This window comes from Vibrio sp. 661 (assembly GCF_033339315.1).
In the GTDB taxonomy this organism is placed as follows: Bacteria; Pseudomonadota; Gammaproteobacteria; order Enterobacterales; family Vibrionaceae; genus Vibrio; species Vibrio alginolyticus.
Map to the genome: position 1 here is coordinate 1 of NZ_JAWOUJ010000010.1, position 14,077 is coordinate 14,077.

Sequence of the window (14,077 nt, forward strand, 5' to 3'; positions counted from 1 at the left end):
TTTGATCATATGACAAGATGTGTATCTACCTTAACTTAATGATTTTGATAAAAATCATTAGGGGATTCATCAGTGCTTAACCTGCTTTATCTAGATAGGTTAAAGGTTGAGGCTCAAGGATATACACTAAGCCTTTGGGCGCACGGCTGAGTACATCAACAGCATTAATACTCAACCTTTTAACCTTCACCTCAAGGTTACTTAGAAGATTAATAATCTGAATCAACGCTGCCTTACACATAGTACGATCAACATCTTCAAGCACTAAAACGCTTTGCTCCAACGTTTCTTTACCGTTGTTATGAATCTTCTCCATTATCCACTTCATCGCAATCGCTCCAGTGCCGGAGCATGGCTCATAGAAAGAAAGTTCTTGATTGTGATGGTCACTAGGCGATCCTACGAGTGCTGCGAGTAAACGCCCCAGCTCTGGTGGAGTAGGAAAGAAGTTTTGTCCTTGTTTGTAGTAACCACACTCGGAGAAAAACATGCCGAGAACGTCAATACCAGGATAGTTTCTCATGGCCGCACTCAAGATATGCGATAATTCGATAGCCGTAGGTTCCAGTTCTTTTGGCATTTTTGATGATGGAGGGTACAGCCCGGTCTGCTGATATGCCCAGTGGTCGATAAATGTATAAACAAACTCGGCAACACCCATACGATATCTAGCCGCCTCTATTACCTGAACTGCCTTGCGGATTTCGCTATGCACTTGCGACATTCATTCTCCCCTCTGTTTAACTCAACTCACAGTATCATAATATAATCCCATAAACATAGCAATTTAGACCATCATGCAATACCGGATACAGCTCCAATCCCCTCCACCACCGAGAAAACTGAAAGTACACCCCCCCCCTAACCACCTTGCTAGACCTCTCTTTTTTTCTCTCTTTTTCTCTATTTATCTCTCTCTTTCTAAATTCGGGGGCGAGCCCCGGCTCAACAAAGCCGAAGGAGGAGCGTTAGCGACGACCGAGGCTTATACCCCACTTTGCATGATGGTCTAAAAACGGCTAAAATGTAATCAATGATCCGTCAGAACAACGCAAGGAATAAATGATGAGCCAGATAAAAACGCTCTTTGACGACGTGACATTTAATCTGTCTCGTCTGAACAAACTACTAACGAGCACTATGCCAAGCATGGCGATAGTGAGCCGGATACCTCCAGTACATAAAGGCAATGAGCATGAGGTAATAAAACTCATCATGCCCGAGCACCATTCCGGCATGGCCGCTATGAAGCTGGCGGGTGAAGGCTACGTGGATCTGCACATCAAACACCCCTACTCACAGAAATCTGCCAGACGTTATGTTGGCGTGATCCACCTGCTGCCCTCTAATCCCAACAGCGCTGAGATTGTTCAGTTGGTACATAGCATCAACCAAAGCAAGGCCGACATCGAGGAGTTGGTGATCACTGAAAACGAAACCCGGCAAGCACGGTTCAAGGCAATCCATGACAACTGCCCCGGCGTCATGACAAAACATCTCTACAGACAAATCCACTGCCTAGTCGATGCGGACGTCAAATCAGTGAAGTTCAGTTGGCAGAGAAAAGATGCTTTGCACCAACCGGACAAAGCAGTACTAATAAGCCAAATGATCAAAGAACTGGAGCGAGCCAACCCTGAGAACGAGTTGCCCCTGACCCAGCTCATCAAGAAAGTCGCCAGCGCCCCTGATATGACACTGAGAATTCGTCGGGATGTTAAAGTACAGCCAGCGGCCAATGTGGTAAAACTCTCTGGGCAGAAAACCATGACTGCTCCGTTGCCGATCATCGTGGTACAAGATGAACCCTTCAAGGCTGGACAGATCGCTTCGTTTGTGGCCGCAGTGGAGAGAAAGCAACGCTCGGACAAACAAAGCTCAACTATCCTTGGCACGTTCGCTGGCCGACAAATAGAGCAGATAGCTCCCAAAAAGTTAAATAAAGAAGATTCAACGTAAAACGAAGACAGAAGAAATTGATATCAGTTGTTCGGTTAAACCGAACAACTGATGCTTTTAAGGATTGTTAGATGTTGTCGTCAATAGCCCAATACGATGAGCCGCTTGGCATTGCTGGAGATTGTTCAAGATGCTCAATTCCCATATCTTTAGCAACATACTGAGCTACATCATGAGACACGTGACCATCATCCAAGTCCGAAGCTATCATTGCTTGTGAGTAAACAAAAAAGGGAGGATGTTCCTTAAAATCACGTTGCCTCATCCAGGCTTGCACTGAGCGAGAAAAATATCCCCACAATTTGTTTTTATATAAAGCAGCTTGGTCAGCGATAGTTGGATTAGGATCGTTCAATTGAACGGATTTGGCCTTTTCAAACATTTCATAAGTAAACAAAGGTCTCCCGAAATACTCACTAGCAGAAGACAATAGAGTACAGAACTGATGATGTAGAACTCTATCCTCAGCCAAGTTTGGCACGTAATTCAAACCACACTTGTCGCAAATAACAGCATGACCTAAACCATCGTATTCAGGCGGCATCATTTCGACAACTGTATTGGACTGAACGCTCCTCAATTCATTCAAATATTTTTCAGTGACAAAAGTACCTGAATCAGAATCCTTTGGAAGGTGAAAATACTTAACCTCAGGGTCATAGTACCAATAACCTCCGCGTCCATTAGTGTAGCGTTTGCCTGTTATAACCACTGTGTACACAGTCATTGAACCTGCTGTGATGCTGGGGTTTTCCGAGTATGCTTTTCTTCTCCTCTCACAAAGCTCGGCGGATAATTCGTTTGACATAACTCGTACTGAGTCAAAAAGATTAATATCCAATATTTCAACTATATAGGATGTTGCCGCGTCAGGATTCGCATCAACCGGAGCTCGTTTTAAAAAAGGCACAGGAAGATCTAAGTCATAAGCGATAGGTGGTCGCTCAGTTAAAGCTTGATCTGTATTTTCAGAAAGCCCAGCCCCAGCCCAGTGGTTCCAATTTTTATAACCCTGAGCCTTAGCTAGTGCATGAAGGAGTTTGATTGGTTTCAGCGAAACATTAAAATCATCTTTCAATGTTGATGACAGTTTTCTTGCGAGATATTCAGCGTTTGATTTCGAGCCAAACGATATCGTGGTAGTTTTCATATTAAAGCAACTCCAAATTAACGGGGTATCTATGAAAGGTTGCCCTGATTACCTGCCAAGCCCCCAGTTAAATGAATCTGCATTAACACGGTTAGACATTTGCAAAGATAAAATCACCTGTTTCACAGGGCGGTCTAGTCAAAAGACTGGTCAAGGACTTGAGCATATTTCAGCGCGAAATCGTAATGACCCCAGAATGATAGCAAGTACATATCAAATGACACACTGTAGAACTGCCCGTTGAGGGCAATCAGGCAGAGAACTGATACATTCACACACATAAATTTGGTTCCCTCATAGATGAGGGAACCAAAATCCATCTGTTCAAAATCCAACCATCCGGAATTTCCGGATGGTTGGTAATTACGCAATTTGATAGTGGAGCCTATCCAAAGAGAGGTCTGTAAACACCAGCCAATACAGGGATGTTTCCTTCAATAGAACTTAAAAATTCCATAAGCTCATCTCGATCCATTACCTTATGATTGCCTTCACTATCAAAGTAAGCGAATTGCTCCACGGGAGAAAAATAGTGAAAGCCAATGCTGTGCTCCAGTTCCTCATTAAAAAAAGCACCAATGGCATTATCGAGACGGTAGTAAAGTGTATTAAGACGAGGGTTATCATAGACCCCAAAATAATCAAGCTGAGATTGTTTTTTCAGTTCATAAGAATCAGGTTCACGCTTTAATTGCGATAAAATGGATAACTTTGCTCGCTCCGCGATCTCTTCGTGAGTCATCATAAAACGCTTGGCAACAACAAATGAATGGATCACACCTCCATAGTTTTCGATATGGAAGTCGTACTCGTCATCCGGCCTCATATGCTCGATAGCTTTTTCTAGTGTAGACAGCACCTTACTACCACATAAATAAGCTATTTCGCTATCGTTAGCTCTAACTTCATCAATACAAGACGCATCTAAGAACTGAATTGGAGTGCGCTCCTCATGAGAAACAAAGAATTCATCATCCCCATTATCACCTGATAAATACATGAGATCAGATTTGGAGCTAAATGCAGAGCCACACCAGTGATTCCAGTTTTTATACCCGAGACATTTAGCCGTGGCGTGAAGCAGTTTTATTGGTTTGAGCGAGATGCTATGGTCTTGTTTCAAAACTGAGGAAAGGTTATCAGCAAATGAATTTGCAGCCTCTTTAGAGGCAAAAGTTACGTCATTAGATAGGTTTTTCATGTCAACTCCAATAGAGCGAGTTTATAGGATGCCCTGATTACCTAACATCGCTCCGGTTTACACGAAACATATTGGTTTAGATAAAAACACCTTTTTCACAGGGCGGTCTAGTCGAAGGACTGGTCAGAGATTTGAGCATCTTTCAGCGCGAAACCAAATTGACGATTAGATTTTCCTTTTCGTTACTCCATTTTTCCACTCCCAAACTGCCCAAAATGGACCATTACACGAAGTCTCTAACCTTTGCGACGTATTTGCCCAAAATGGGCTGATACAGAGTCATAATCTATGCACCTACCCTATTAGACTGGAAACCTCAAACAGGTCTAATTAAAGAGGGCAATACATTAATGAAACGTTCAGCATTGGCAATTGCTTTGATTGCAGCATTAAGCGGATGTGGTTCCGGTGGAGAAGATGGAGGAAGTAGTTCCAATACAAACACCAACCCAGGAACAAAATCTGGCTCTATTAAAATTGATAACATCTCGATAAAAGAAGGAAATTCAGGTAACAGTGATGCCAAAGTGCGTGTTACTCGTAGCGGTGGTAAAGATGGTGTAATTAAAGGTAAATACCGAACTACCCCTGGAACTGCATTATCAGATCAAGATTACCTGGAAACTGTTGGAGAATTTGAGCTTCAAGATGGCGTTACTCGGGTTGATTTGATCATCCCTATCATTGGTGATGTAAAGGATGAATATGATGAAACATTCTCCGTTCAAATTTTCGATGTTTCTGGTGCCTCCAGCATAGAGAGAGATACTGCTACCGTAACAATCACCAATGATGACTCCTCTCCAGAAATATCATTTACCTCAGAAATCAGAACCACATCAGAAGGAAGTGGTCGCGTTAAAATTCCGCTACAACTAAACACTTCATCAGGAAAAGATGTAAGCGTCAGTTACGAACTCAGTGGATTAGCTATTAACGGCCAAGATTATAGTGTCATCAGTGACAGCACTATTGTTTTCCCGGCTGGAACTACTGAGCAGTTTCTTGAGTTAAATATTGTTCAAGATGACGTTCCCGAAGGCGGTGAAACAATAAAAATTAAACTTACCGAGGCTAACAATGCCACACTCAGCAAACAGTTTGAGACCAGTGTTATTGTCGGTGGACAACAAAGTTTGAAACTCGAACAATAAAGATTAGAACTATGACAATAAAGTACGAAACTTTTCGGTGCCATTTGTCGTAGTTTGCCTTCTTCTCTGAGACGATTTTGCCCCATTCCTTCTCTGCGCGAAAGTCTACTCACAATTTGTGATTGTACGTTTGCCTTACTTGTAGTTATTCGAGGAAGTGTCGAAGTAAGCTTTTTAAAAATCATACGTCATTTTGCAATCTAATACCGATAACATCTCATTAAACTATTGATTATTAATTGAACTGTGATTGAAAAGGCTGCATGATAGGACTATGAAAAGCCGTATAAAATGCGTTATATGCGAAGGAGGATATATGACAAAGGAAGTTGCCGATAAGTGCTATATCGCATTAGGCATTGCTGCTGGAGATAGTATCTATCAGTACTTTTTCCGTACTGAAGAACCGTTTAATTTCTACAAGCCAATATTTATGTTCATAGTCGTTTTCCTTATTCTCATTACATTAAGCTTTGGCTTGAGGTTACTTAAACGGCTCATTTCTGCTCCTAAACGTGTTTAGAACGCAGTAAACCTTCATAAGAATAATTTGGTCAACAGGCTGTTGACTAAATTCAGGACAGCTCATTTGTGAAGCAAATTGTTTCGCAATTGACCAACAGGCTGCTGGACAAATCCCACTGCCCAATTTTGCAAGAGGCTCTTACAAAAAAACGAGTCAACACATTTATGCCCCAAAACAAGTCTAGTCGAGCGTCGCAAATGAGCGATCAGCGGACGGTGAAAAATGTTCAGCTGATACCGTTTTTATATCCAAAATCAACAAACTTCCCCCATATTCAGGTAAATGAGCAATTTGCGCATTTTTGTCCTTAGACCACGTCATTAACTTTCAAATATTTTCATAGCTAGCAAAAGGTTAGCTAATTTGATAAAAACGTATGAACCAGAAAAGTGAGCTATTACGTGGTAGAAATATGCGCGATTTGCACACTATTAAATTGTTGAACTAAGCCGCTGCGCGGAGTCGCAAACATCCCAATCAACGACCACACTTACCTTGAGATTTAACCCATTAATCTGGAGGTAACAATGAACTCTCTCATTGAACAAGTCGCCACTGAAATTGAACTCATGGGCTATTCACAACGAACTCGCGAGACCTACTGTGGTTGCTTACAGCGCATTGAGAACTATTTCAGTAAATCCTTAGCGCAAGTCACGGATGCGGAATTGAATCACTATTTTAATGAGCCTGAGGTGCGCCGATTAACCCGAGCGAGCCAATTGGTGCAAATTAATAGTGTCCTCTTCTTATTCAAACACATACTCCACCGGCCGTTGCAATTAGCCATCACTTTACCCAAGCAACGGCATAAGCCACCCCAATATTTAAGCCGACAAGATATCCACTTACTGATTCACCATTGCCAAGATTTACGTTTAAAAACCATGATAATGCTCAGTTATGGCTGTGGATTACGCTTAAATGAATTAACCCACCTCAAAGTGGCACAGATTGATGGGCAACGTAAAACGGCCTTTATTGAACACGGCAAGGGCAACCAGTCTCGTTATGTGGTGATTCCTGAGACGGTATTGCATCAACTCCACGTGTACTGGCAAGCCTATCACCCCAAAGAGTGGCTGTTCTATTCTCGCTGGTTAGCCTCCCAACCTCTCAGTAGCTCCACCTATACGAAGGCACTGAAAAAAATCGCCGCACAGCTTGGGCTTAAGGATAAAGTGAACGCGCATCAGTTACGCCATGCCTATGCCACGCATCAATTAGAGGCAGGGATGCCGTTGCATCAATTACAGCACCAGCTTGGGCATCGCAGCATTAAAACGACCGAGTGCTATCTGCATTGGTTGCCAGAGCTTGGGCATGGGGGCGTTGATTTACTAGCCAACTTGCAGTAACGCATGCCACCGCTTCATCTGGCGGATATTCTCAGCCAAGGATTACCGCATTACCAACAACAGCACCGATTAACCCGTCAACAATATCAAGTGTGTGCACATATCTTGGCGTGTAGAACAGGACAACTCGGTTATCAACAGTGGCGTTGTGACCAGTGTGGTCATGAGGAGCAATTTAGTTGTAGTTGCAGAGACCGGCATTGTCCTCGCTGCCAAGGACAAGCCACGCAAGCTTGGATTGCCAAACAAGCGATGTCACTGCTACCTTGCCCTTACTTTCACTTAGTGTTTACCTTACCGCATGAACTTAACCTAATCGCACACTATGCACCTAACGTGCTTTATCACTGTTTATTTAAGAGCCTTTGGCAAACACTCATGACATTCGCTGCCCATCGTCATCAGGGTCAACTCGGCATGACTTGTGTGTTGCATACTTGGGGGCAAAACCTCAGCCAACATATTCATGTGCATTGTTTAATCCCCGCAGGTAGCCTCAATCGACAATCGCAGTGGCAACCTATCACTAAAGGTTATCTCTATCCTGTTAAGGCTTTATCCACTGTGTTTCGAGGTAAAATGATAGCGGCACTCAAGGCACAATCCATAGCGCTACCGTCATTACCCGCCACTTGGTGCGTGTACAGCAAAGCCTGTGTCTACCCACATCAACTCTTGCACTATCTTGCACGTTATACCCGCAAAGGTGCCTTATCTGAATCACGATTAGTGAACTATAACGCCAGTCGTGTGCGCTTTCGTTACAAGGATTATCGTGACAACAATAAAACCAAATTCATGACCTTAAGTATGGATGAGTTCATTCGGCGCTATTTACAACATGTCCTGCCTAAAGGCTTTATGCGTATTCGCCATTATGGCTTTTTAGCCAATGCTTGTCGTAACAAGCGCATCCCCCTCATTCGAGCACAGTGCCGTGATTTAACCGATAAAATCGCCATGGATAACGTGGAAACCAAACTGCATTGGGTTTGCTCGCACTGCCATCAAGGGCAATTGATATTCGTCGCTATCGTGCTCCCCTTAACGCAACAGATAAGAGGATTGGATTCAAGTTAAACAATGATGACGTCAAACCATTTACGCAAATATTAGACTGAATGCCGCCTGATAGACTGGCGCTTGCGTGTGTAAAAAATACACTTGCAATTAACCAGAAAAGTAACGTAAATTAAGACCATTAATCGACTGAACGACAGTGACAATGGAATGCAATGATGAAGATAAATCGGATAACGTCATCAATCATCCTCAGGCTTAAAAAAGCAAATTCCATTAGCATAAATGATTCCAATACAGTGATTCACAAGTCGCCGTCCGTTCAACAAATGATTTATTTACACTCATGTGTAAATAAATACTAAAACGTTAGATTTCATGTTAGCTATAATTTCGCAATATTTAGTATAAAAACCATAACTAGGAAAAAAGATATGACTGAGAATGCCCAAAAAAATGCAAAACCTTTTTCTCAAACGTTTTTTCATGGAACCAAAGCAGATCTTAAATTGGGAGATCTTATAGAAACAGGGTTTAATTCAAATTTTGGACAAAATAATAAGGCTAAGTATATATTTTTGACAGCTACACTAGATGCTGCCATTTGGGGAGCAGAGCTTGCCCTAGGTAATGGTCGCGAAAGAATTTATTTGGTTGAGCCAACAGGTCCAATTGAAAATGATCCTGACCTAACGGATAGAAAGTTCCCAGGGAATCCAACTATGTCATATCGTTCAATCCATTCATTTAAAGTTGTAGGTGAAGTATCAAGCTGGCAGGGTCATTCAATAGAGCAAGTTAAAGCAATGAAAGATGGTTTAAATAAACTACATGAACAGGGCATTAACTCTTTAAATGAAATCTAACAAGTCGGTGCACATGACTGCTAACACGTCACTCGGTTTGCTCTGCCTTCGGCAGTTTAGCAAACTCTTCGTGCCTTAGTTTGCGCAGCATGTGACCTAGGCGTTAACAACGTCCGCAAATGGCACAGAGCCGTTGGTCGGCTCTAACTCATTTCTGTCCAAAAGCGAGTTTCAAACTTTGTTGTCACACTTTCGTTGGATAGCCACATTGATTGAATCTAAGTGTCGATCTTTATTGTCAGTATTGGGTTCTTTTAGCCACGATAGTAACGCACTTCGGAAATAGAAAAGTTTCAAACTTTAATGTCCTCCGACATTAAAGAGTTGGTTGCAGCAAAAGAAAAAGGCCGCTAGATAGTGGCCCTTTTTTCAAGTTTTTTTTTGTACTCAGCCCATATACGCTTAACCTGGCTTGTACTACACCCAGCAAGCCGAGCAGTTTCCTCAATAGTGTGATTTGGACGTAAAGAAAGGATAAGTTCATGTTGTTTGTGATTAGCCTTTCTTCCCTGGTACTTACCTTTTTTCTTTGCAAGCTCAATACCTTGCTTTTGCTTCTCTCGTCGGTCCTCGTAATCATCCCTAGCCATTTGCAAAGCCAATTTTAGTAATAGTTCCTGGACTGACTCCAATACAACTTTGGTAACACCACTGGCGCCAGAAACTAATTCTGTGAGGTCTACAACGCCAGGGACAGAAAGCATTGCGCCTTTGACACGAATTGAATCAATCAGCTTTTCAGCTTCCGGTAAAGGCAGGCGACTAATGCGATCTATTTTTTCAGCTATGACCACTTCACCAGGTTGCAAGTCGTCAATCATACGAAGTAATTCAGGGCGGTCTGAACGCGCTCCTGACGCTTTTTCTCGATAAACCCCAGCGACATAGTAACCAGCCGATTTAGCGCCCTCGATGATTTGTTCTTGGCGTTCTAAATCTTGTGATTCGGTACTAACTCGCAAATAGACCCTGGCTACTTTGTTAATTGTCATCATATATTCAAAATACCGATTTAATGTTTTTTCGACGTTTACGCGCTTCAACCTCTCTATTAAAGGTTTCCAATGTTTCTATTAGGTGCGCGTATCGTGTTTCTACATTTGAATACTCACTACTTTTAGTTAGTTCGAGAAGGTTTGCTACTGCGTCTTTAATTGGCACTTTGGCTACCCAAGAATCTTTCTCAAACGAAAACTCCCACGCTTGATTGAGGTATTCCTCAAAAGACCTTTGAGCCTTTTCGCGCATAGTCCAAATATGACGCTGCCTAAGCGTATGATCACTGTCCAGGTAGTGATTCTCGATATTATCGTTAATGTTTAACTCCCAAGATTCGGGAATGTTACGCATACGTGTAAAGTGCGCCGCAGTCACCCATAGACAAAACTGCTCTTTGGTGAAAATATCACTGTCTGAGTTCAGAGATTCCAAGACCTGAGTAGCGTATTTACTGCATTGGGATTTCATGTGCGCCAGTTCTTGAGCCTTGCGCTTTTCAATGCGAGCTTTCTTCTCTTTGATATGTGCAAATTTATGCTTGGCTTGACTCAAAGCTTGTGCCGCAACTTTCATAGCTTCGATTTCTTCTGGCTCAAACAGTTCTGTTGCTAATGGGTTCTCGATAACTTCTTTAAGCAAGCCGTTAGAAAGTTTTGTCAGTGCCGTTTGCTTTTTTCGAGCACGCTCAGAAGTCCAGTATTTAGTAAATTCCATATCAGACATTACTTTTCCTCTCTGATTTATTCTTATTGAAAGTCTCAAAAACTGTGATTATACCTACTTGTACTGTCCACTATCGAACTTGCTTAATATCATCTTCGGGACTTGCTAAATTCGCAGCATATAGCATTCTGCGCCATGCGTTCGCATCAATTTCTCGGTGTTCTTTTTTATCGCTTGCAGTTTCCCATTTACGAACAATAGAACAACCTTTGGGACTTACCGTCTTACCAAGAAAATAGCCAAGTTTTGCTTGAGACAAACCAAGATAAACTCGCAGCCATTTTATTTGCTCTGGTGTCGGTGAAAGATAATCAGGATCACTCAAAGGCAAAGTGCATTGAGAGTTCATTAGATCATCTAGCGTCATTTGCGGTTCAAAGCCGCTGTATAGTGTTTTATCTTCACTCATATTAACAAACCCTTAGAGCGCGACACAGTGTGCCGCGCAGTCATAACTAAATTATCCCATGCTCAGAGAACGCATAAGTTTCTTCAACACTGACCACGATGTGATCCAAAGTACGAACATCAACCAACTCCAAAGCGTCTTTTATTCTTCGTGTAATACGACGATCAGAACTAGATGGGGTTGCAACACCTGACGGATGATTGTGAGCCAGGATCACAGCTGCGCCATTGTGTTTGAGAACGGATTTTACAACCTCACGCGGATATACAGAGGCACTATCAATCGTTCCCTGAAAAAGCTCTACGGCTTCAATTAGTCGGTGCTGATTATCGAGTATTAGCAGCATGAAAATTTCACGCTCAGATGTAGCAAGTCGAGCCTGGCAAAAGCCTTTAACTAGATCAGGACTGGTAAAGGCATCACAAGTTTTGATTTTTTTTGCAAAAATAGCGGCTGCTTGGTCAATGATGCTTTGTTCTTCTGGTGTAAACATTGCGTTTCTCCATTTATAGGTCATGGAACATTCCCGACCTTTCGTAAACAATTATACCGCCCCGCTGTGGCGGTGTCTACTTTTTTTAATTTATTTCTTCATTATTTCCAATGTGCAATAAGACTTTAGGGCTAACGCTCCACTCAAAAATTGATAGCATTTACTCTTGGCGTAAAAACAATCATGTGTCTTTTTAAGAGGTGTTCATTTTAGGTATGCTCTATTTACCTAGTGAATGTTGATAGGACAATATAAGTGAACAGCAAGGCTATTTGACCAGCCCAATTTAACCAACCCAAATTGGCTAGGTTAGGCTGTTTTCTAGCAGCTAAAAGGAATAAAGCTATTGGATTTCCTTCCTGGCGTAATTTTCATCGAGTATAGGGGTCACACGACGATTCGGAAAACATTGTACGTTAAGAGCCTAACGCAATGATTATCTTAGCCAAGATAACCAGTTTTCGATGGGTAAACCCAAAAACTACTCACAAGAGTAAGCTGAAATGAAAAGAGCCGACAAAAATCGGCTCTTTTTTAAGTCTGAAGCCCAATGGAACGAAAACGTACGCTAAGCTTCTTACCCATATAAAATCATCATACTTTCCTATAGCTGCTAACACAGATCAAATGAAACTCTCAATAATCCGGTCTACACATGCTTGATTAAACTCTGCAAAATCAATTGCTTCACCCATAGAAATAAGCTGTTCTCTGGTTGGGTAACGTAATGTTCTTAGGTCTGTAGCATTTACTTGAGTATGACCGTTCATCTGACGGAAATACTTATCTACTAACGTGCTGTTAAGGAATACCCATAGACCTTTTGCAAGACCATCATCTAACGGCTCACCCAATGCATGAAAGTAATTTGTTTTATTTTCAAAACCCACTACTTCAACATCAGCAATATCAGCTGTGTAGATTGACGCAACGATTCTACGTTTCTCTTCTTTAGCGGTCAGTCTGCGAGTTAGAACATAAGTTCCGTTTTTAACCATCAGGTTAGCTGTGCTTTCGTTGTTTAAAAGTGCGTTCGGCTTTTTGGCATTTTCTACTGGCCATTCAATCGCACATTTTTGTAAATGTTGTGGAAAGATTAAAGGCACTGAACCATCAACAAAGTCGGTGCTTAAATTTTCTCTAGTGCGAAAATCTACAACTTTACCTGTGCTTGCCTGAATACCAAGATCTTCAAGTGAACACGGTAAACCACCTGCTCTAGTTGCTACGCTCTGTTCTTCTTCATCAGTGATGATATGAATAAAACGCTCTGGATTGTTTTCACTTACTACTCTGTCAAAAGGCACTTCATAAACATACGGGCTTGGATCTTCTGCACAAGAGCTAGAAGTGACAATAACCGTGTCTCTTTGTGGTTCACCTTTTGTTAAGTGATAAATAACGTTTTCCTGCAGCACTTTATCAGCCTTGAATGCTGATTTACGGCTATTAAAAACATGAATTTTGTTGATTGAGCAAGAGTCTAATAACAATCTACGGAAATCGTTGAAGTATGGACCGTTACAGAATGAACGGGGAGTGATTGCGACAAGTTCACCGCCTTCTTCTAATAATTTTATCGCTAACCCTACAAACGCTGAGTATAGATTTCCAGTTTCAAAACTAACCTTTCTTAGTGCTGCTCGCTCAGTGCCTTTTGAAGAAATTTTTAAGTAAGGTGGGTTAAGAATGACTTTGTTATATTTAGGTTTGAAATTGTCGTTTAAGAGCTGTTCAACTGAGTGTTGAATAAAATCATCTTCAACTACGGTTTGATCCCACTGGACACCATATGATTCACACGTATTTGAACAATGCTTTAATGTATCAGACAGGTAATGATTCATTACGCTTGATAGTTCGAAGCAAGTTGAATCAATGCTTGTTGCATCGTTCTTAACTCGCTCAACAAACGCAGCCGTTAACGATCCTACTCCTGCTCCTGCATCAAGTAGACGGTGTTCACCATCTACATTTTCAAACATATCAGCAAGAAGCTTAGATACAGCAGAAGATGACATAAACTGACCTAATTTCCCTCTAAGCTTTTCATCGAGTTTTCCATTTGCCGCAACTCGGTTAACATCCGCAATATCATTTAAGTTAAGGGGTAAATTTTGAGCCAATTCAGTCATATATGTTTTTTTATACAGTTGTGTGTTGGACGGGCAGTATCGCAAAAAACCTGCACAAAAGGAAGAAAAAAACCTGCACATAGG

At 41.8% G+C, this 14,077-nt stretch carries 14 protein-coding genes; 6 read left to right on the top strand and 8 right to left on the bottom strand.

What is annotated here, in order from left to right; genetic code table 11:
* Positions 1-76: 76 nt before the first annotated feature.
* The gene (locus R7P69_RS16265) at positions 77-724 is read right to left on the bottom strand and encodes a hypothetical protein (protein ID WP_014386820.1); all 648 of its coding nucleotides are present in this window, start codon (positions 722-724) and stop codon (positions 77-79) included.
* A gap of 341 nt (positions 725-1,065) precedes the next feature.
* Between R7P69_RS16265 and R7P69_RS16270 the strand changes: the two genes are divergently transcribed.
* A complete protein-coding gene (locus tag R7P69_RS16270) occupies positions 1,066-1,959 on the top strand; it encodes a DNA replication terminus site-binding protein (protein ID WP_046225205.1) in 894 nt (297 codons plus the stop codon).
* A 67-nt stretch (positions 1,960-2,026) separates the two neighbouring features.
* On the opposite strand, the gene R7P69_RS16275 is transcribed toward R7P69_RS16270, so the two are convergent.
* Complete coding sequence (locus tag R7P69_RS16275) at positions 2,027-3,109, bottom strand: hypothetical protein (RefSeq protein ID WP_032073039.1); 1,083 nt, start codon at positions 3,107-3,109, stop codon at positions 2,027-2,029.
* Between the two features lie 385 nt (positions 3,110-3,494).
* Positions 3,495-4,310: a hypothetical protein gene (locus tag R7P69_RS16280; protein ID WP_032073040.1), complete on the bottom strand. Its 816-nt coding sequence runs from the start codon at positions 4,308-4,310 to the stop codon at positions 3,495-3,497.
* Between the two features lie 350 nt (positions 4,311-4,660).
* Here R7P69_RS16280 and R7P69_RS16285 point away from each other — a divergent pair, with 350 nt between their 5' ends.
* The 5 genes from R7P69_RS16285 (at position 4,661) to arr (ending at position 9,234) form a co-directional block, all read left to right on the top strand.
* Positions 4,661-5,464 carry a Calx-beta domain-containing protein gene (locus R7P69_RS16285; protein WP_101905900.1) on the top strand — a complete coding sequence of 268 codons (804 nt, stop codon included), beginning with the start codon at positions 4,661-4,663 and terminating at the stop codon, positions 5,462-5,464.
* Positions 5,465-5,780: 316 nt separating this feature from the next.
* Positions 5,781-5,987: a hypothetical protein gene (locus R7P69_RS16290; protein ID WP_077202320.1), complete on the top strand. Its 207-nt coding sequence runs from the start codon at positions 5,781-5,783 to the stop codon at positions 5,985-5,987.
* 530 nt (positions 5,988-6,517) lie between these two features.
* Positions 6,518-7,348, top strand: coding sequence for a tyrosine-type recombinase/integrase (locus tag R7P69_RS16295; protein ID WP_077202319.1), 831 nt, complete (start codon positions 6,518-6,520; stop codon positions 7,346-7,348).
* Positions 7,349-7,351: 3 nt separating this feature from the next.
* Positions 7,352-8,428, top strand: a complete 1,077-nt coding sequence (locus tag R7P69_RS16300) for an IS91 family transposase (RefSeq protein ID WP_077202318.1) — start codon at positions 7,352-7,354, stop codon at positions 8,426-8,428.
* A gap of 374 nt (positions 8,429-8,802) precedes the next feature.
* Entirely contained in the window at positions 8,803-9,234 is a 432-nt protein-coding gene (gene arr, locus R7P69_RS16305; RefSeq protein ID WP_077202317.1) for an NAD(+)--rifampin ADP-ribosyltransferase, read from the top strand.
* A gap of 350 nt (positions 9,235-9,584) precedes the next feature.
* Here the strand turns inward: arr and R7P69_RS16310 are convergent, their stop codons facing one another.
* The 5 genes from R7P69_RS16310 to R7P69_RS16330 form a co-directional block, all read right to left on the bottom strand.
* The gene (locus tag R7P69_RS16310) at positions 9,585-10,226 is read right to left on the bottom strand and encodes a recombinase family protein (RefSeq protein WP_012774862.1); all 642 of its coding nucleotides are present in this window, start codon (positions 10,224-10,226) and stop codon (positions 9,585-9,587) included.
* A gap of 7 nt (positions 10,227-10,233) precedes the next feature.
* Positions 10,234-10,956: a hypothetical protein gene (locus R7P69_RS16315; protein ID WP_101905901.1), complete on the bottom strand. Its 723-nt coding sequence runs from the start codon at positions 10,954-10,956 to the stop codon at positions 10,234-10,236.
* 70 nt (positions 10,957-11,026) lie between these two features.
* A complete protein-coding gene (locus tag R7P69_RS16320) occupies positions 11,027-11,365 on the bottom strand; it encodes a helix-turn-helix domain-containing protein (RefSeq protein WP_012774864.1) in 339 nt (112 codons plus the stop codon).
* 46 nt (positions 11,366-11,411) lie between these two features.
* On the bottom strand, positions 11,412-11,858 hold the full coding sequence (radC, locus tag R7P69_RS16325; protein ID WP_086959602.1) for a RadC family protein: 447 nt from the start codon (positions 11,856-11,858) through the stop codon (positions 11,412-11,414).
* A 623-nt stretch (positions 11,859-12,481) separates the two neighbouring features.
* A complete protein-coding gene (locus tag R7P69_RS16330; protein WP_101905902.1) occupies positions 12,482-13,993 on the bottom strand; it encodes an Eco57I restriction-modification methylase domain-containing protein in 1,512 nt (503 codons plus the stop codon).
* Positions 13,994-14,077: the final 84 nt, after the last annotated feature.

Coding starts and splice junctions, on each gene's coding strand:
- R7P69_RS16265 (WP_014386820.1), bottom strand. CDS start 724: ATGTCGCAAGTGCATAGCGAAATCCGCAAGGCAGTTCAGGTAATAGAG.
- R7P69_RS16270 (WP_046225205.1), top strand. CDS start 1,066: ATGAGCCAGATAAAAACGCTCTTTGACGACGTGACATTTAATCTGTCT.
- R7P69_RS16275 (WP_032073039.1), bottom strand. CDS start 3,109: ATGAAAACTACCACGATATCGTTTGGCTCGAAATCAAACGCTGAATAT.
- R7P69_RS16280 (WP_032073040.1), bottom strand. CDS start 4,310: ATGAAAAACCTATCTAATGACGTAACTTTTGCCTCTAAAGAGGCTGCA.
- R7P69_RS16285 (WP_101905900.1), top strand. CDS start 4,661: ATGAAACGTTCAGCATTGGCAATTGCTTTGATTGCAGCATTAAGCGGA.
- R7P69_RS16290 (WP_077202320.1), top strand. CDS start 5,781: ATGACAAAGGAAGTTGCCGATAAGTGCTATATCGCATTAGGCATTGCT.
- R7P69_RS16295 (WP_077202319.1), top strand. CDS start 6,518: ATGAACTCTCTCATTGAACAAGTCGCCACTGAAATTGAACTCATGGGC.
- R7P69_RS16300 (WP_077202318.1), top strand. CDS start 7,352: ATGCCACCGCTTCATCTGGCGGATATTCTCAGCCAAGGATTACCGCAT.
- arr (WP_077202317.1), top strand. CDS start 8,803: ATGACTGAGAATGCCCAAAAAAATGCAAAACCTTTTTCTCAAACGTTT.
- R7P69_RS16310 (WP_012774862.1), bottom strand. CDS start 10,226: ATGACAATTAACAAAGTAGCCAGGGTCTATTTGCGAGTTAGTACCGAA.
- R7P69_RS16315 (WP_101905901.1), bottom strand. CDS start 10,956: ATGTCTGATATGGAATTTACTAAATACTGGACTTCTGAGCGTGCTCGA.
- R7P69_RS16320 (WP_012774864.1), bottom strand. CDS start 11,365: ATGAGTGAAGATAAAACACTATACAGCGGCTTTGAACCGCAAATGACG.
- radC (WP_086959602.1), bottom strand. CDS start 11,858: ATGTTTACACCAGAAGAACAAAGCATCATTGACCAAGCAGCCGCTATT.
- R7P69_RS16330 (WP_101905902.1), bottom strand. CDS start 13,993: ATGACTGAATTGGCTCAAAATTTACCCCTTAACTTAAATGATATTGCG.